Source organism: Nonomuraea angiospora (assembly GCF_014873145.1).
Taxonomy (GTDB): domain Bacteria; phylum Actinomycetota; class Actinomycetes; order Streptosporangiales; family Streptosporangiaceae; genus Nonomuraea; species Nonomuraea angiospora.
The window spans coordinates 12085636-12101721 of record NZ_JADBEK010000001.1 but is presented as its reverse complement, the minus strand read 5'-3'; the positions used below and the strand labels follow the sequence as shown (position 1 = coordinate 12101721).

The 16086-nt window shown below is 71.7% G+C and carries 17 protein-coding genes; 6 read left to right on the top strand and 11 right to left on the bottom strand.

From position 1 onward, the window contains the following. The first annotated feature begins 383 nt into the window (after positions 1 to 383). A complete protein-coding gene (locus tag H4W80_RS55505) occupies positions 384 to 1658 on the top strand; it encodes an ABC transporter substrate-binding protein (protein ID WP_192792398.1) in 1275 nt (424 codons plus the stop codon). A 55-nt stretch (positions 1659 to 1713) separates the two neighbouring features. Here the strand turns inward: H4W80_RS55505 and H4W80_RS55500 are convergent, their stop codons facing one another. Further along, positions 1714 to 2568, bottom strand: coding sequence for an NAD-dependent epimerase/dehydratase family protein (locus tag H4W80_RS55500; protein WP_192792397.1), 855 nt, complete (start codon positions 2566 to 2568; stop codon positions 1714 to 1716). A 90-nt stretch (positions 2569 to 2658) separates the two neighbouring features. On the opposite strand from H4W80_RS55500, the gene H4W80_RS55495 reads away from it, so the two are divergent. Further along, positions 2659 to 3159: a MarR family winged helix-turn-helix transcriptional regulator gene (locus H4W80_RS55495; RefSeq protein WP_192792396.1), complete on the top strand. Its 501-nt coding sequence runs from the start codon at positions 2659 to 2661 to the stop codon at positions 3157 to 3159. 47 nt (positions 3160 to 3206) lie between these two features. Here the strand turns inward: H4W80_RS55495 and H4W80_RS64190 are convergent, their stop codons facing one another. Continuing rightward, on the bottom strand, positions 3207 to 4148 hold the full coding sequence (locus H4W80_RS64190) for an RDD family protein (RefSeq protein WP_318787534.1): 942 nt from the start codon (positions 4146 to 4148) through the stop codon (positions 3207 to 3209). Between the two features lie 49 nt (positions 4149 to 4197). Here H4W80_RS64190 and H4W80_RS55485 point away from each other — a divergent pair, with 49 nt between their 5' ends. After that, positions 4198 to 4395 carry a hypothetical protein gene (locus H4W80_RS55485; protein WP_192792395.1) on the top strand — a complete coding sequence of 66 codons (198 nt, stop codon included), beginning with the start codon at positions 4198 to 4200 and terminating at the stop codon, positions 4393 to 4395. 40 nt (positions 4396 to 4435) lie between these two features. Here H4W80_RS55485 and H4W80_RS55480 read toward each other — a convergent pair whose 3' ends face one another. Further along, entirely contained in the window at positions 4436 to 5182 is a 747-nt protein-coding gene (locus tag H4W80_RS55480) for a lysophospholipid acyltransferase family protein (RefSeq protein ID WP_192792394.1), read from the bottom strand. Positions 5183 to 5295: 113 nt separating this feature from the next. Between H4W80_RS55480 and dhaK the strand changes: the two genes are divergently transcribed. From dhaK to H4W80_RS55465, 3 genes are all read left to right on the top strand, one after another. Beyond that, positions 5296 to 6276, top strand: coding sequence for a dihydroxyacetone kinase subunit DhaK (gene dhaK, locus H4W80_RS55475; RefSeq protein WP_192792393.1), 981 nt, complete (start codon positions 5296 to 5298; stop codon positions 6274 to 6276). Next, positions 6276 to 6893, top strand: a complete 618-nt coding sequence (dhaL, locus tag H4W80_RS55470; protein ID WP_192792392.1) for a dihydroxyacetone kinase subunit DhaL — start codon at positions 6276 to 6278, stop codon at positions 6891 to 6893. Before dhaK ends, dhaL begins: the two co-directional genes overlap by 1 nt. A 133-nt stretch (positions 6894 to 7026) precedes the next feature. Beyond that, positions 7027 to 7401, top strand: a complete 375-nt coding sequence (locus H4W80_RS55465; RefSeq protein WP_192792391.1) for a PTS-dependent dihydroxyacetone kinase phosphotransferase subunit DhaM — start codon at positions 7027 to 7029, stop codon at positions 7399 to 7401. A 65-nt stretch (positions 7402 to 7466) separates the two neighbouring features. Here H4W80_RS55465 and H4W80_RS55460 read toward each other — a convergent pair whose 3' ends face one another. From H4W80_RS55460 to H4W80_RS55425, 8 genes are all read right to left on the bottom strand, one after another. Next, positions 7467 to 9125: a thiamine pyrophosphate-binding protein gene (locus tag H4W80_RS55460; RefSeq protein ID WP_192792390.1), complete on the bottom strand. Its 1659-nt coding sequence runs from the start codon at positions 9123 to 9125 to the stop codon at positions 7467 to 7469. Next, positions 9122 to 9895 carry a cyclase family protein gene (locus H4W80_RS55455; RefSeq protein WP_192792389.1) on the bottom strand — a complete coding sequence of 258 codons (774 nt, stop codon included), beginning with the start codon at positions 9893 to 9895 and terminating at the stop codon, positions 9122 to 9124. The genes H4W80_RS55460 and H4W80_RS55455 overlap by 4 nt, the downstream gene beginning before the upstream one ends. Before the next feature lie 84 nt (positions 9896 to 9979). After that, positions 9980 to 10792, bottom strand: a complete 813-nt coding sequence (locus H4W80_RS55450) for a carbohydrate ABC transporter permease (RefSeq protein ID WP_318787533.1) — start codon at positions 10790 to 10792, stop codon at positions 9980 to 9982. Next, the gene (locus H4W80_RS55445) at positions 10789 to 11700 is read right to left on the bottom strand and encodes a carbohydrate ABC transporter permease (protein WP_225964217.1); all 912 of its coding nucleotides are present in this window, start codon (positions 11698 to 11700) and stop codon (positions 10789 to 10791) included. Before H4W80_RS55445 ends, H4W80_RS55450 begins: the two co-directional genes overlap by 4 nt. Further along, entirely contained in the window at positions 11697 to 12974 is a 1278-nt protein-coding gene (locus tag H4W80_RS55440) for an ABC transporter substrate-binding protein (protein WP_225964216.1), read from the bottom strand. The genes H4W80_RS55445 and H4W80_RS55440 overlap by 4 nt, the downstream gene beginning before the upstream one ends. After that, on the bottom strand, positions 12971 to 14260 hold the full coding sequence (melA, locus tag H4W80_RS55435) for an alpha-glucosidase/alpha-galactosidase (RefSeq protein WP_192792388.1): 1290 nt from the start codon (positions 14258 to 14260) through the stop codon (positions 12971 to 12973). Before melA ends, H4W80_RS55440 begins: the two co-directional genes overlap by 4 nt. Then, positions 14257 to 15171 carry a carbohydrate kinase family protein gene (locus tag H4W80_RS55430; RefSeq protein ID WP_192792387.1) on the bottom strand — a complete coding sequence of 305 codons (915 nt, stop codon included), beginning with the start codon at positions 15169 to 15171 and terminating at the stop codon, positions 14257 to 14259. The genes melA and H4W80_RS55430 overlap by 4 nt, the downstream gene beginning before the upstream one ends. Beyond that, positions 15161 to 16045 carry an endo alpha-1,4 polygalactosaminidase gene (locus H4W80_RS55425; RefSeq protein ID WP_225964215.1) on the bottom strand — a complete coding sequence of 295 codons (885 nt, stop codon included), beginning with the start codon at positions 16043 to 16045 and terminating at the stop codon, positions 15161 to 15163. Before H4W80_RS55425 ends, H4W80_RS55430 begins: the two co-directional genes overlap by 11 nt. Positions 16046 to 16086 lie beyond the last annotated feature (41 nt).

Below are 16086 nucleotides of genomic sequence, written 5' to 3'. Positions count from 1 at the left end.
TCGATCAGGGTGTCACTCGCCAGGGTGGCACCCTTTCGCATGAGTGGGCGGCGTCCGTCGCGGCTGCCCGCGGGCGCTCGATCCGGAGCACGCCGGCTCACGGGAGTCACCCAAACGCACCCCATCCGGACACAGAGCGACCACTTCGGCCACTTCCTCCCCCTCAACAACTTCCGGCGGCTTCACCGCCCCGGTAACCTTGCGGGATTCTCTGACTCCGGTGGGGGGTCGTCGTGAGCTCCGGATGCTCGCCATGCCGATCAGCGCGCTCGGGCCGGGCTTCGACTTCTTCCTGGCCGGACGGAAGCGACCGACCCGTGGAGTGACCCTCCCAGGACCGCGAAGCAGGTCCTGCACCCCTCAACCCCCCAGGAGGTAGAGCCGTGGGCTCTGGCAAGAAGACGTGGACGGCAGCGTTGCTGGCCACCACTGTGCTGGTGATCACTGCGGCCTGCGGCAGCGAAGGCGCCGACGGTGCGATCACGTTACGTTTCTCCTACTGGGGCAGTGACGCACGGCAGAAGATGACGCAAGAGGCGATCAAGAGGTTCGAGGCGAAGAACCCGGACATCGACATCGAGGAAGAGTTCTCCGGCTTCGGTGCCTACTACGACACGCTGGCCACGAGGGTCGCGAGCGACCAGACGCCCGACGTCATCACCCTCGAGATCCGCGGCCTGCGCGAATACGCCGAACGCGGCACGCTCGCCGACCTGTCCAGCGCGGTCGACACCGCCGACATCGACGCCAAGGTGCTGGCCACCGGCGCCATCGACGGCAAGCAGTTCGCCATCCCCACCGGCGTCAACGCCTGGTCCCTGGTCGTGGACCCGAAGGCGATCAAGGACGCGGGGCAGAGTCTGCCCGACGACACCACCTGGACCTGGGACGAATACGTCGACCTGGCGGCCAAGATCACTGCCGGCACCGGCGGCAAGGTCTACGGCACGCAGCAGGCTTTCAACCCGGCGTTCCTGCAGATCTTCGCCGCTCAGCGGGGCGAGTCCCTCTACAAGGGCAACAGGATCGGCGTCTCGCCCGAGACGCTGAAGGCGTGGTGGGCCATCCACCAGAAGCTGATCAGGACCAAGGGCTCTCCCGACGCCGCCAAGAGCATCGAGCTCGGGACGCAGGGCGAGGACCGGTCGCTGTTCGCCACCCGCAACGGCGCGATGGGGATGTGGTGGAGCAACCAGCTCGGCTCGATCAACAAGGCGTCCGGCGGCAAGGCGGTGGACCTGCTGCGGATGCCGAAGGCGCCGGGCGCCGCCGCGGGCGGCATGTTCCTGCAGCCCGCGATGTTCTACACCGCCTCGGCGAAGTCCGAGCACCAGGCCGCGGCGGCCAAGTTCATCGACTTCATGATCAACGATCCGGAGGCCGGCGCGATCATCCTCAGCGACCGCGGCCTGCCGGCCAATTCCCAGGTGCTGGCGGCGGTCAGGGACAAGCTTCCGGAGACCGACAAGAAGACGCTGGCCTTCCTCGACAAGGTCAAGGGCGAGCTCGCCGACTCCCCCGCCGCCCCGCCGAAGCGCGCCAGCGCCATCGAGGCGATCCTCACGCGGTACACGAATGAGGTCCTGTCCGGCCGGATGACGCCTGACAAGGCCGCGCAGAAGCTCATCACGGAGGCCAACGCCCTCATCGCAGGCTAGGGGCCGCGGGGCGGTGGCCGTCACGACCGCCCCACTGCCGTCACAGGAGGGCTCGTCAGGCGTAGGAACCCTCGACGAGATCGGCGACGATGCCGGGACGGGAGGGCCGCCACCCGAGCGCTTCGCGGGTACGCGTCGCGCTGACGCGCTGGCTGATCGCCAGGGCGTGGGCGAAGCCCTCCCCGAGCTCCTGCGCGGCCTCCTCGAGCGGCCAGGGCTCGGCCACCTCCTTGACGCCCGCCGACCTGGCCGCCGCCTCGGCCACGGCGGTGACGGGCACCGCCTCCTCGCTGATGGCGTGGTAGACGGCCGCCTCACCCTTCTCCAGGACAGCCACGATCAGCTCGGCCACATCGTCCACGTGCACGAAGGTCCACGTCGGCGGCGTGCCGCCCGCGGTGACGTACTCGCCGGTCCCGCGCCGCGCGGCCCGGGCCTTCAGCAGCGCCGCGATGCCCGCGCCGCGCCCGTGGACGACGCCGGGACGCACCACGGACCCGCCGCCGTGGATCACCAGCCGCTCCACCTCGTCCCGGTACGCCACCAGGGGGATCGGGTCGGCCGGGCTGTCCTCGTCGGCCCCGTCGGTCTCGCCGAGCACCCAGACGCCGCTGACATAGACGACCTTCTTCGACGATCCGGCGAGCACGCCCATCGTGGCCAGGTCGGTCTCCTGGTCGCCGGTCAGCTGGCCGGCGTGCACGATCGCGTCGAGGTCCGCGCCGATTGCCCTGTCCAGCGCGGCGGCGTCCGCCAGATCCCCGTAGCGCACGTCGGCCACGCCCGGCACCCGCCGCTCTCCCTCCGCCGCGGGCCGTACGTACGCCGCCACCTCATGCCCCCGCGCGACCAGCCGCTCCACCAGGACACTCCCGATGTACCCCGTCGCGCCCAGCACCAGCACCTTCATCGTCCCACCTCAAAAATTTCGACATTGAACATTTCCACGTAGGACGATAACCCACGACGTCGAACATTTCAATGTCGTACGATTGCCGCCATGGCAGATGCAGTCGACGCGATCCTCGGCCAGTGGGCCCGCACCCGGCCTGACGTGGACGTGTCCCCGATGGGCGTGATCGGCCGGGTGTCACGAGCCTCGCGGCTCCTGGAGCGGGGGGTCAAGGAGTTTTTCGCCGAGCACGGGCTTGAGGCGTGGGAGTTCGACATGCTGGCCACGCTGCTCAGGAACGAAGCCGACACCATGTGCATGAAGGACCTGTCGGCGGCGGCCATGGTCAGCCCTGGCGCGCTCACCAACCGCATGGACCATCTGGTCGAGCGTGGGCTGGTCGACCGCTGGCCGGCGCCGGGCAACCGGCGGATGACGCTCGTGGCGCTGACGGACGAGGGGCGGCGGGTCGCCAACGACATCCTGGAACGTCACGCGGCCAACGAGGCCCACCTCCTGCGCGGCCTCTCCCCCGCCGACCGCGACGCGCTGGCCGGCCTCCTCCGCAAACTCCTCGTCTCCCTGGGCGACACCGGCCGCCCCATGTAGAGCGCACGCTCGGGCGAGGCCGGCCACTACGGCAGAGCGGCACCCGCTTACAGCAGGTCGCGTACGACCCGGGTGCCGGCGAGACGGTCGTGCAGAGTGCGGGCCGCCGGGTCGGCCGTCGCCCACAACCCGTCCACCAGGAGCACGACCAGCCCGAACTCCGGCACGCAGACGAGGGCGGGGAAGACGAGCGCGCGGATCGCGGCCCGGGACCGGCCCGGCCGATGACCGGTCCCGGCGGAGACGACGCGGAGACGCATGAGCCGCTTGCCGGCCGTCAGCCCCGTCAGGGAGTACTGGAACGCGGCCACGGCGCCGAGCAGCGATGCCGGCTCGTTGACCCTGAACCAGTTCAGGAGGCCGTACTGCACGCCGCTGAGCCGCACCGCGAAGAGGTCCAGAAGGAAGGCGATGATCGCGTAGTCGATGGCGAACGCCGCCGCCCGGCGGCCGGTGGACCCACTCGGCCAGGTGTCCTGCGCCGTACGGGTGGCCAGCAGCACCAGCAGCGCCGAGCCCAGCAGGGCGGACTGCGCGGGCCCGTAGGCGCTCAGCACGGTCCGGAACCACTCGCCACTGAGCACGGGCATCACCGAGCACCCGTCCTCCCGCATGTACGAAGGGCTGACCGGTCCGGCGATCGCGAGGAGGACGAGCAGGCCGGCCACTCGGCGGCCGACGACGGCCCCGTTCCCCGTGACGGCCGACATCAGCGACCCCGCGAGGACCAGAATCGAGGGCACGCCCCACAGGACGGCCAGTTGCGTGACCTCATAGGCATCCCCCAGCAGGGCCGACGCCACTGCGGTGAGGCCGAAGCCGGTTTCGCCGAAGGACCCTATGCAGCCGAAGAAGGCGTAGGAAGACCCGTACTCGACCTGCCAGGCGTCCCAGGTCGCATACGCGGCCACGGCCACGGCGGCCGCCCAGGCGCCGGCTGCTCCGAGACAGGCCCGGCGCCCGCGCGGACCTCGGCCATGCGTGCCCACCGGGTCCCCTCCTGGGCTGTGGAGCCAGCCTCTGTACGACCCGGTCAGGATGGATCTCCTCGGCAACATTCGCGGGCTGCTGATCTGGGACGCGGCGGAACGCCTCCGGCACCTGCTGCTCCCGGCGCCGGCCGAGTCGTGGACGAGCCCGGTTCTGCTGCGGCGGGGCGATACGTGGTGCGTCTATCCGGACGGCGAGGCGTACCGGGCGGATCGCCCCGACCGCACGCTTCCGATCCCTGGCTGATCCGCGCGGCGCGGCGCGGCGGGCCCGCCTGGGGGCGGGGCTACTCCTTCTTGGCGCGGGCCTCGGCCTCGGCGGCGTCCATGGCCTCCGCCTCCTCCGGCGTCGGGGCCGTGCCGCCCAGGTGGGCGGGCTGCCACCACACCCCCGGCGGCACCTCCGGGTACGTGCGCTGCGCCTGGTCCACCAGCTCCGACAGCCGCTTGTGCAGGTCGGCGGTGTGGTCGTTGACGTTCTCGCCGCGCTTGGGGTGCATCGGCTCGCCCACCACGATGGTCAGCGGGATGTGCCGTTGCGTGAGCTTGCGGGGCCGGCCCTTGGTCCAGAAGCGCTGGCTGCCCCACAGCGCGACGGGGATGATGGGCGTGTTGGTGGCCTGGGCCATCCGGATGGCGCCGTTCTTGATCTCCTTGACGGTGAACGACCGGCTGATCGTCGCCTCCGCGAAGACCCCGACGACCTCGCCGGCCTTCAGCATGCGCAGGGCCGTGGCGTACGAGCCCGCGCCCGCCCCCCGGTCCACCGGGATGTGGTGCATGCCGCGCATCAGCGGGCCCGAGATCCGGTGCTCGAAGACGTCCTGCTTGGCCATGAAGCGCACCAGCCGCCGCGAGGGCAGCGCGGCGAACCCCGCGAAGATGAAGTCAAGGTAACTGATGTGGTTGCTCACCAGCACCGCTCCCCCGGTCTTCGGCACGTGCTCCGTACCCTCCATGTGGAACCGAACGTCGAGCACGCGAAACAGGGCCCGCGCGGCGGCGATCACCGGCGGGTACACGATCTCAGCCATGAGCAGAAGGTAGCCTACTCAGGCGGGTGGCACGGTAGTCGGGAGCCGGACCGTCCCGCGCACGTCGCCGTGCGACGCTTGCGCCCTCGTGAAAATGGGCAGATCTTCTCACCATGAAGAAGCTCATCAACACGGCCGACTCCGTCGTCGATGACGCGCTGAACGGCATGGCCGCGGCCCACCCCTCGCTGCGGGTGCGCGACCGCGTGGTCTACCGGGCCGAGGGGCCGCGGCCGGGCAAGGTCGGCCTGGTCTCGGGCGGCGGCTCGGGGCATGAGCCGCTGCACGCCGGTTTCGTCGGGTACGGCATGCTCGACGCGGCCTGCCCCGGCGAGGTCTTCACCTCCCCGGTCCCCGACCAGGTCATCGACGCGACCAGGGCGGTCGACGGCGGCGCCGGGGTCCTGCACATCGTCAAGAACTACACCGGCGACGTGCTCAACTTCGAGATGGCCGCCGAGCTGATCGAGGACGTCGAGGTGGCCAGCGTGCTGGTCGACGACGACGTGGCCGTACAGGACTCCCTCTACACGGCGGGCCGGCGCGGCACCGGGGCCACGGTGTTCGTGGAGAAGCTGGCGGGCGCGCTGGCCGAGCAGGGCGCGCCGCTGGCGCAGCTCGCCGCGGTGGCGGGCGAGGTGGACGAGCGCAGCAGGTCGTTCGGCATCGCCCTGACGTCCTGTACGACGCCGCACGCGGGCAAGCCGACGTTCGACCTGCCGGAGACGGACGTGGAGCTGGGCATCGGCATCCACGGCGAGCCGGGACGGGCCCGGGTGCCGATGGTGTCGGCGCGCGAGCTGGCCGCGATCGCGATGGAGGCCATCCACGGCGACCTGCCGCTCCGCGGCGACCTGCTCGTCATGGTCAACGGCATGGGCGGCACCCCGCTCATGGAGCTGTACGTGGTGTTCGCGGAGGTCGCGGCCTTCGTCCGGGGCAAGGGCGCCCGGGTGTCGCGCTCGCTCGTCGGCAACTACGTGACCAGCCTCGACATGCAGGGCTTCTCCGTGTCGATCTGCCTGCTCGACGACGTGCTCACCCGCCTGTGGGACGCGCCGGTCGAGACGCCGGGGCTGCGCTGGGGGCGCTGATGGACACCGACGTGTTCGTGGCCTGGTTCGAGGAGGCGGCCAGGCTGGTCCACGATGACCGCGACCGGCTGACCCGGCTGGACGCGGCGATCGGCGACGCCGACCACGGCACCAACCTCGACCGCGGCCTCACCGAGGTCCGCAAGACGCTGGCCGAGTCGCCGCCGGGGACTCCCGGCGAGGTGCTGGCCGCGGCGGGCGCGACGCTGATCCGCCGCGTCGGGGGCGCCTCCGGGCCGCTGTACGGGTCGGTGTTCCGGCAGATGGGCAAGTCGCTGGAGTCGCCGGTGACGCTGGCCGGGTTCTCGGCGGCGTTCGAGGCCGGGGTGGTGGCGCTCGAACGGCTGGGCAAGGCCGCGCTGGGCGACAAGACCATGGTGGACGCGCTGGTTCCGGCCTCCCGGGCGCTCGCGCTGGCCGTACGTGACGGGATCGGGGTGAAGGAGGCGCTCGAACGGGCGGCCGGAGCGGCCGAGGAGGGGGCGAAGGCCACGATCCCGATGCAGGCCCGCAAGGGGCGGGCCAGCTACCTGGGCGAGCGCAGCATCGGACACGAGGATCCGGGGGCGGCGTCGGCGGCCCTGTTCATGGCGGCGCTGGCGTCGGTGGTGGCGTGATGGGCCGTCCTGGCGTCGGCGGTGGCGTGACGGGCTTTGCTGACGTCGGCGGTGGCGTGACGGGCTTTGCTGACGTCGGTGGTGGCGTGATGGGCGGCTCCGGTGATCGCGTGATTCCTCGCGGAGCCGGGTGATGGTGGGGCTGGTGCTCGTCTCGCACAGCGCCGGGCTGGCCGCGGAGGCGGCGGCGCTGGCGCGCGGGATCGCCGGTGCCGACGCGCTCGTGGCGGCCGCCGGGGGCACCGAGGACGGCGGGCTGGGCACGAGCCTGGACCTCATCGAGGCGGCGCTGCGCAGCGTGGACCAGGGCGACGGGGTGGTGCTCATCCCCGACCTGGGCAGCTCGGTGCTGACCGCCCGCCTGCTGGAGGAGGACGGCCGGGTGGTGGTGGCGGACGTGCCGTTCGTGGAGGGCGCGATCGCCGCGGCGGTGGCGGCGGGCGCGGGCGTGCCGCTGGCCGACGTGCTGGAGGCGGCCGAGGAGGCACGCACCTACCGCAAGCTGTGAGCTCGGCGGGCGCCCGCATCCACCGCGAGCTGTGAGCTGGGCGGACGCCCGCGCCCACCGCGAGCTCAGTGCCCCTTGAAGGCCTCTTCCAACCACCAGGAGCCGTGCTCGGCCGTGACCTTGGCGTGCACCAGGAGCGGCCGGTCGCGGGGCCCGTCCACCCATTCGGCCACGCCCGCCAGGTCGCCGGGCCCGCCGACCGTCACGGCGGCGCAGCCGTGGCCCCGGGCGATGGCGGCGAGGTCGGCCGGCGGGAACGTGACCGTCCCGAGCGGGTGTCCGTGCGGCCCGAAATGATGGACCTCAGCCCCGTACGCCTCGTCGTCGTACACCACGATCACCATGGGCAGGCCGAGCCGGACGACGGTCTCCAGCTCCGCGATGCCCATGAAAGCGCCGCCGTCGCCGAGCGCCGCCACCGGCAGCCGGTCCGGCCGGGCGATCGCCGCGCCGATCGCCGTCGCCAGGCCCAGCCCGATCGACTGGAACGCCTGCGTGAAGCAGAACCCACCCTCATCCGGGACATCCACGAACATCGACGGATATCCCATGAAATTTCCGGAATCGATGGCGACGATCCGCTCCCGCGGCAGGAGGTCGTCCAGCCCGATGCTTAGCGTCCGGGGATCGATCCGGCCGCCACCGCTCTCGTCCTCGTACGGCACGTCCCGCCAGCGCCCCTCGGCCCGCACGCGGGCGGCGACCTCCGGCGACCGGTAGCCCGGGCGGGGCGCGACCCGAGCGGCCAGCGCCTCCGCGACGCGCGCCACGTCACCCGCCACGCCCAGATCGGCGGGCACGTGGGCCGTGAACGCCGCCGGGTCGAGATCGACCTTCACGACCTTCGCACCCGGCGAAACGAGCGTGCCGTGGCGGGTGGTCCACATGTTCAGCGCGCATCCCCACGCCACGACCAGGTCGGCGCCGCGGATCAGCTCGGCGGCCAGCGGCGTCGCGAAGCCGCCGCTCACGTCGAGGTCCCACGGGCTGCCGCGGAAGAGCCCCTTCGCGACCGCCGAGGTGGCCAGCAGGGCGCCCGCGCGCCCGGCCAGCTCCTCCAGCTCCCGCCGCGCGTGCCGGGCGCCGCGCCCCGCGATGAACACCGGCCGCTCGGCCGCGCCGAGCAACCGCGCCAGCTCCCCCACCTCCGCCGGCTCCGCCACCGAAGGACCCACCGAGGGACCTGCCGGAGGGGTCGCCGAAGAGCCCGCCGCGGCCACCGATACGTCGATAGAGCCCTCGAAAGGGGCGGCCTGGACGTCGAGCGGCAGGTTCAGCAGGACCGTGCGCCGCTCCTCCACCGCCACCCGGTACGCCTCGGCCGCCCGCGACACCGCCTCCTCCGGCGAGCCGACCCGCATCGCCACCGCCCCGACCGCCGTCGCGAGCGCGGCCTGGTCGATGTGGAAGTTGGACCGGACCTCCGTGGCCTCCCCCGCCAGCACGATGAGCGGCGTACGGCTCTTGGCCGCCTCGGTCAGGCCGGTCAGGGCGTTGGTGAGCCCCGGCCCCTGGTGCACCGACACCACGCCGACCCGGCCGCTCATCCGCGCGTACGCGTCGGCCATGGTGGCGGCCCCGCCCTCGTGGCGGGCGGCGACGAAGCGCACGCCGCCCGCCACCAGGGCGTTGGTCACGTGGAAGTTGCCGCTGCCGACCACCCCGAAGGCGGTCCCGACGCCGCAGGCGGCCAGGGCCCGGCCCACGGCCTGCGCGACGATCAACGTTCGACCAGGGCCAGCACGCGCACGGGGCTGCCGGAGCCGCCCACGATGGGCAGCGGCGGCGCGACCACGACGGCGCCGGTCACGGGCAGCCGGTCGAGGTTGCGCAGCTGGGTCAGGCCGTACTTGCCCGCCCCCAGCAGGAAGGAGTGGCACGGGAAGGCCGGGTCGAAGGAGTGGGCGGCGCCCGCGTCGGTGCCGACGGTCTCGACGCCGATCCCGGCGATCGGGGTCTCGGAGGCCAGCCATTTGGCGCACTCCACCGAGATGCCGGGCGTGTGGGGGCCGGAGGCGTCGGCGTTGAGGAAGGCCGCCTGGTCGCCGGAGCGGGTGTCCCAGCCGGTGCGGTAGAGCAGCCAGCCGCCGTCGGGCAGCGGGCCGTTGGCGCGTTCCCACTCCTTGACGTGGTCGATCTGGAGGAGGAAGTCGGCGTCCTTGGACGCCTCGGCGGCGAAGTCGAGCACGACGGCGGGCGCGATGAGGCTGCGCACGGGCACCTGGGAGACGTCCTGGCCGTCGCGGGCGGTGACCCAGTGGACGGGGGCGTCGAAGTGGGTGCCGGTGTGCTCCCCGGTGTGGATGTCGTTCCAGTACCAGGCGGGGCCGCGGTCGTCGTAGCGGCTGATCTCCTCCAGGCGGAACGGGATCGTGTTGCCGAACGGCTCGGGCAACTGGAGGATCGGCGTCTCGGACGAGAGGGGCGCCGTGAGGTCGATCACCTCGATGGCCCCGCTGCGCACGCTGTCAACGAAGCTCTGCAACACCGACATGTCATCCTCCCGGTGGGCTGTGCAGTGGGCTGTGCGGTGGGCTGTGCGCATCCTCCTACGCACACCCCACCACTGCCAACAACCTCAGCCCTTGAGTCCGCTGAAGCTCATCGTGGCCACGAAGTGCCGCTGCGCCAGGATGAACGCCAGCACGAGCGGCAGCACCGCGACCACGTTGCCGGCCATCAGCGCCGACCACTCGGTGTGCCGGGCGCCGGCGAAGGTGGCCAGGCCGAGCTGCAGCGTGTAGCCCGACTCCGAGGAGATCGCGATGAGCGGCCAGATCAGGTCGTTCCAGGCGCCGAGCAGCGTGAACACCACCAGCGTGGCCAGCGCGGGCCGGGCCAGCGGCAGCACCACGCGGAAGAACACGCCGAGCGGGGAGCAGCCGTCGATGACGGCGGCCTCCTCCAGCTCCTTGGGCAGCGACAGGAAGAACTGCCGCATGAGGAACACCCCGAACGCCGACGCCAGCCACGGCACGATGGCCGCGCCCAGAGTGTCGATCAGGCCCATGTTCTTGAAGAGCAGGAACGTCGGGATCATCAGCACCTGGGTCGGCACCATGATGGTGGCCATGACCGCCGCGAAGGCGACCCCGCGGCCGCGGAACTCGATCCGGGCGAAGCCGTACCCGGCCAGCGAGCAGAGCACCACGTGCCCGAGCACCGCCGCCCCGGCCACGATCATCGTGTTGGCCAGCCAGAGCGGATAGTCGTCCTCGGTGAAGATGCGCCTGAACCCGTCCAGCGTGAAGTGCTCGGGCCAGAGCTTGGGCGGGTAGGTGTTGATGTCGGCGTCCGGCATGAACGCGGTCAGCGCCATCCACACCAGCGGCGCCACGAACAGCAGCGCGAGCGGCATCAGGAAGAGATGGGCGAGGCTGCGGCGCGTCACTTCGCACCCCTCCACAGGACCGCGCCCGACACGGCGAGCGTCACGATGAACAGGACATAGGCGATGGCCGTGCCGTAGCCGGAGTGGAAGAGCTGGAACGCCTGCCGGTAGAGGTAGAACACGATGGTCGTCGTGGAGTCGAGCGGCTGGCCCTTGGTGGTGGTGTAGACGAGGTCGAACAGCTGCAGCGCGGTGATCGTCTGCCAGATCAGCAGGAAGACCGTGGCCGGCCGCAGCTGCGGCAGCACGACGTGGCGCAGGACGTGCCGCCCGGCGCCGCCGTCCACCCGGGCCGCCTCGATCAGCTCGCGCGGGATGTCCTGCAGGGCGGCCAGGTAGACCACGGCGGGCATGCCCACGCCGCCCCAGAGCGAGATCGCGACCAGGGTGAGCATCGCCTGGTCGGGGTCCTGCAGGAACCCCATCGCGGGCAGGCCGAGCGCCTTCAGCCCGGCGTTGACGATGCCGAAGTCGGGGTCGAAGACGAAGTTCGACAGGATGCCCGTGGCGGCGGCGGAGACGACGTACGGGACGAAGAAGCACGTGCGGTAGAACCCGATGAGGCGGATCTTGAGGTTGAGCGCCAGCGCGAGCGCCAGGCCGAGCACCACCGAGCCGGGCACGAAGAGCACGGTGTAGAGCAGCGTGTGCCCGGCCGACGCGGCCAGCTCGGCGTCGCCGAGCATGTCGCGGTAGTTCGCCAGCCCGACGAAGTCGCCGCCGGTGAGCAGGTCGCCGTCCCGCAGCGAGAGCAGCAGCGCCCACACCGCGGGGAACAGGCTGAGCCCGACGATCACGAGCGTCGCGGGGAACACGAAGCCCCACCCGGTCAGCTGGGGCACCAACCGGCTCCGCCGCGCGGGCGGCGCGCTCACCCGCGCCGCCCCGCTCATCGTCGGGGCTGTCATCGCGAGCGCCCCAGCACCGCGTCGGCCTCGGTCGCGGCCTTGGTGAGGGACTGCTGCGCGGGCGTGCCGCCGACCAGCGACTGGGCGATCGCGTTGCCGACCTTCTCGGAGAACTCCGGGTACGCCGGCAGGGGCGGCCTGGCCTGCTTGGCGTTCTCGAGGTTCGCGGTGAAGACGTCGATGCCGGGGAAGTCCTTGACGAACTTCTGGTACGCCGGCAGCGCGGTCGTGGCCTTGCGCAGCGGCAGGTTGCCCAGGCCGAGCGACCACCGGGCGTCCTGCTCCGGCCGGGTGAGCCAGGTGAGGAACTCGGCGGCGGCCTTGGCCCGGCGCGAGCCGTTGTCGAACACGACCCAGTTGTCCGGCCCGGCGACCGTCTCGTGGTTGCCGTTGTAGCCGGGCAGCACCTGCACGCCGTAGGAGATCTTGTGGTCGATGATGTCCAGCAGCGCGTACGGCGCCGCCGCGATCATCCCGATCTTGCCGCTCTGGAACAGCGGCACGAACTTCTCCCCGTTTTGATCGAGATATACGGACTTATCCTGCTGGGCCATGGCGGTCCACAGGTCGAGCGCCTGCGCCGCCTGCGGCGTGTTGAACGCCGACTTCTTGCCGTCCGGCGTCAGGATCGAGCCGCCCTGCTGCCAGATCATCGGCCAGAACCGCCACACGGTGTCCTCGAGACCGGTCACGGGGTACGCGGTGCCGTACACGCCGCCGCCGGTCAGCTTCTTCGCCGCGGCCCGGAAGTCGTCCCAGGTCCAGTCCTTGGACGGGTACGGCAGCCCCGCCGCGTCGAACAGCTTCTTGTTGTAGATGACGGCCAGGTTGTCGACCAGCGCGGGGACGCCGACGACCTTGCCGTTCACCTCCGACACGGCCCGCTCCGACGGCCAGAAGTCGTCCCACCCGAACCCGGGGGCCTTCACGGTGGCGGCCAGGTCGTACACCTTGGGGTTGCGCGCCAGGTTCGGCATCCACGTGCCGTACATGTACGCGATGTCGGGCGCCTTGCCGCCGGCCAGCACCGCCTGGACCTTCTGCAGCATGTCGTCCACGTTCGTGGACCCGACGGCGGGCGTGATCTTCACGTCCGGGTGGGCCTTGGAGTACTCGGCGGCCAGCTCCTCGATGACCTTCGCCTGCAGCTCCGTCTGGCCGTGCCACCAGGTGATCTCGACCGGGCCCGAGGCGTCGTCGGAGGAGGAGCCGCAGGCCGTCAGCAGCCCGGCGGCCAGGGCGAGCGCCGCCATGCCCGCCGTGGGGCCCTTCATGACCGGCTCCTGAGGGACTCGGGCATCAGCTCGCCGTGGGCCTCGATCAGCGCGCCGCACAGCTCGTCGATCTGCTCGACGGTGAGGGTGGCGGCGGTGTTCGGGTCGGCCATCATGGCGTGCCGGACGTGCTCGGGCCGCCCCTCGGTGACGGCGCGCACGGTCAGCTCGTTGACGTTGACGTAGGAGCGGTTGAGCGCGACGCACTGCGCGGGCAGGTCGCCGACGGCCATCGGGCGGACGCCGAGCGCGTCGGCCACGCACGGCACCTCCACCACGCAGCCGTCCGGCAAATTTGCGACCAGGCCCCTGTTCTGGACGTTCCCGTAGACGACCCGGCTCGTGCCGGTGGTGACGCTGTGGATGATCTGCGGGGCGTATTCCATGGTCCCCTCCACGGTGATCGGCCGGCCCGCTTTCAGCGCGTCGCGGGTGGCCTCGTACTGGCGGACGTTCTCCTCGCTGATGCCGATGTACGCGCCCACGGGGATCCGCAGGCGCTCGATCTCGCGCTCGTCGTGCAGGTACCAGGGCACGTACTCGGCCGAGTGCTCGCTCGTCTCGGTCGGGTAGTAGCCGAGCCTGCGGTACATGTCCACGCGCACCCGGCGCAGCAGGCCGGGGTCGCGCTCGATGGCCTCGTCCAGGCGCGGGTAGAGGTCCTGGCCGCCGGACTCGAAGCGGAGCATCCACGACTGGTGGTTGACGCCCGCCGCGAGGTACGACACCTCCTCCAGCGGCACCCCGACCAGCTCGGACAGGTCATGGGCGGTCCAGTAGATGGAGTGGCAGAGCCCGACGACGTTGCGCACGGGGGTGGCGGCGGCCAGGTACCAGACGTTCATGGCCATCGGGTTGGTGTAGTTGAGCAGCCACGCGTCCGGGCACACCTCGGCCATGGCCCGCCCGATCCGGTCGAGCGCCGGGAAGGTGCGCAGGGCGCGGAAGATGCCGCCCACGCCGATGGTGTCGGCGATCGTCTGGCGCAGCCCGTACCGGGCGGGCACCTCGAAGTCGACGCGGGTGGCGTCGATCATGCCGACCTGGATCATGTTGATCGCGAAGTCGGCCCCTTCGAGGGCCCGGCGCAGGTCGAGGTGGGCGGAGATCCTGACGGGCCGCCCGGCCGCGATGACGCGGGCGGCGGCCTCGGCGGTGTCCAGCCGCTCGGGGTGGATGTCGTGCAGCGCCACCTCGAACTCCCCCAGATCGGGGAAGGCAACCAGGTCCGCCAGCAGCCCTTGGGTGAACTCGACGCTTCCCGCGCCGAGAAAGACGATCTTCATACTTCCTTCCAGGTGGGCTGGGCGGCGGTGCCGCCGGCGGCCTGGGTCGAGAGGGATCCGCAGGTGACGGCCACGCGCAGGCATTCGCGCAGGCTCATCCCGCGCAGCCGCGCGGCGAGGAGGCCGGCGTTGAAGCTGTCGCCGGCGCCGACGGTGTCCACCGGCTCGACGGGGACGGCGGGGGCCCGGGTCAGCTCGCCCGCCTGCCACGCCAGCGCGCCGTCGCCGCCGTCCTTGACGACCACGGTGGGGCCGAGCCCGCCGATCCGGGCGGCCGCGGCCTCGATGCCTTCGGGGCCGGCGCCGAAGAGCCGGGCCGCGACGGCCCGGGCCTCGGCGGCGTTCGGGAGGAACACGTCCACCTCGGCCAGCACCTCCCCGAGCCCCTCCCACTCCCCGGCGGGGTCGTCGTTGGTGTCCAGGGAGGTGGTCGCGCCCGCGCGCCGCTCCTCCGCCAGGAAGCCCGGCAGGCCGGGCGCGAGCCCCGGCTGCAGGAAATAGGACGACACGTGGACGTGGCGGGCCAGGCCGCGCGGCAGGTCCTCCACGGTCAGGTACGGCAGGCAGCCCGGCGAGGTGAGGATGGCCCGGTCCGAACCGTCGGCCAGCACCACGGTCATGGCCGTGGGCCGGGAGTCGATCACGCAGCGGGAGACGTCCACGCCCCGCTCGGCCAGGGCGCCCAGCACGAAGCGCCCGGCCGCGTCGTCGCCCACGCGCCCGGCGAACGCGGTCCGCACGCCCAGCCGGGCCGCCCCGCACGCGGTGATCGCGCCGGACCCGCCGAGCACCAGGTCGCCGCCGGAGACGAGCTGTTCACGCTGGCCGTACGCCAACCCGCGCGGCGCCCCGGAGAGCACCACGTCGGGGTTGGCGTCACCGACGACCAGCAGGTCGAAGTCACGCGCCACGGCAGGGCACGCGGTAGGCGTCGAGCTCGTACTTCTTCTTCAGGGAGTTGAAGTTCTGAGCGTTGGACTTGGCGCAGAAGGCCGAGGTGGCCAGGTTGTACTCGACGTTGAACACGGCCTTGCCCGCCTTGACGAACTGGTCGTAGCCGTAGTCGTCGTTCTGCGCGGTGGTGCACTCGGAGTGCTCCCAGCACTCCTCGTTCACCGCGAAGTCGAAGTACGGCAGCAGCGCCGGGATCTGCTCGATGTCGTTCTTGAGCGCGACCGACAGGCCCCTCTTGTGAGCCTCGTTGGCGAACCAGCTGTTGTAGGCGAGCTGGTCGGCGGCCTTGAGCGGGAAGCCGCTGGCGTTGCTGTAGCCGTCGACGTTGTCGGGCTCCACGGCGTCGAACCCGGCGGCCTTGCACATGTCGAGCCGGGCCTTCATGATCTGGCCGAGCTTGCCGGTGTACGTGCGGATGTCGAGCCAGCGCTCACCCGGCCAGTCCTCCAGCGGCTTGCCGAGCACCTCGGCGGGGAACTGGCTCGCGTCCGGGCGCCAGTCCTCGAACGTGCCCGCGCTGATGTAGCAGACGACGCCGCGGCCCGGCTTGTCGGCCTTGAGCGACTTGACGATCGCGCCGTCCTTGGCGGCGAAGCCGTCGATGTCGAACATCTGCACGTTCGGGTACGGCTTGGCCGGCAGGGAGGAGAGCTGCCACTGCCAGGACGTGTTCAGAGCGGGCTTCCAGCAGCCGTTGCAGGCGACGGGGGCGGGCAACGCCCTGGCCTCGGTGGCCGCTGCGGCATCGGCGGCGGCTCCGGCGGCGGGGGCGGTGACGAGGGCGGTGGCGGCCAGGGCGGCCGCGGAGATCAGAGCAGGGAGACGACGCAACAGGACTCCTCGCGAACGGATCGGGTGCGGATCAGTGGCGC

Bases quoted from the DNA above. Each gene is read 5' to 3' on its own strand.
- H4W80_RS55500 (WP_192792397.1), bottom strand. From the start codon at position 2,568: ATGAAGGTGCTGGTGCTGGGCGCGACGGGGTACATCGGGAGTGTCCTG.
- H4W80_RS55495 (WP_192792396.1), top strand. From the start codon at position 2,659: ATGGCAGATGCAGTCGACGCGATCCTCGGCCAGTGGGCCCGCACCCGG.
- H4W80_RS55485 (WP_192792395.1), top strand. From the start codon at position 4,198: ATGGATCTCCTCGGCAACATTCGCGGGCTGCTGATCTGGGACGCGGCG.
- H4W80_RS55480 (WP_192792394.1), bottom strand. From the start codon at position 5,182: ATGGCTGAGATCGTGTACCCGCCGGTGATCGCCGCCGCGCGGGCCCTG.
- dhaK (WP_192792393.1), top strand. From the start codon at position 5,296: ATGAAGAAGCTCATCAACACGGCCGACTCCGTCGTCGATGACGCGCTG.
- dhaL (WP_192792392.1), top strand. From the start codon at position 6,276: ATGGACACCGACGTGTTCGTGGCCTGGTTCGAGGAGGCGGCCAGGCTG.
- H4W80_RS55465 (WP_192792391.1), top strand. From the start codon at position 7,027: ATGGTGGGGCTGGTGCTCGTCTCGCACAGCGCCGGGCTGGCCGCGGAG.
- H4W80_RS55455 (WP_192792389.1), bottom strand. From the start codon at position 9,895: ATGTCGGTGTTGCAGAGCTTCGTTGACAGCGTGCGCAGCGGGGCCATC.
- H4W80_RS55445 (WP_225964217.1), bottom strand. From the start codon at position 11,700: ATGACAGCCCCGACGATGAGCGGGGCGGCGCGGGTGAGCGCGCCGCCC.
- H4W80_RS55440 (WP_225964216.1), bottom strand. From the start codon at position 12,974: ATGAAGGGCCCCACGGCGGGCATGGCGGCGCTCGCCCTGGCCGCCGGG.
- melA (WP_192792388.1), bottom strand. From the start codon at position 14,260: ATGAAGATCGTCTTTCTCGGCGCGGGAAGCGTCGAGTTCACCCAAGGG.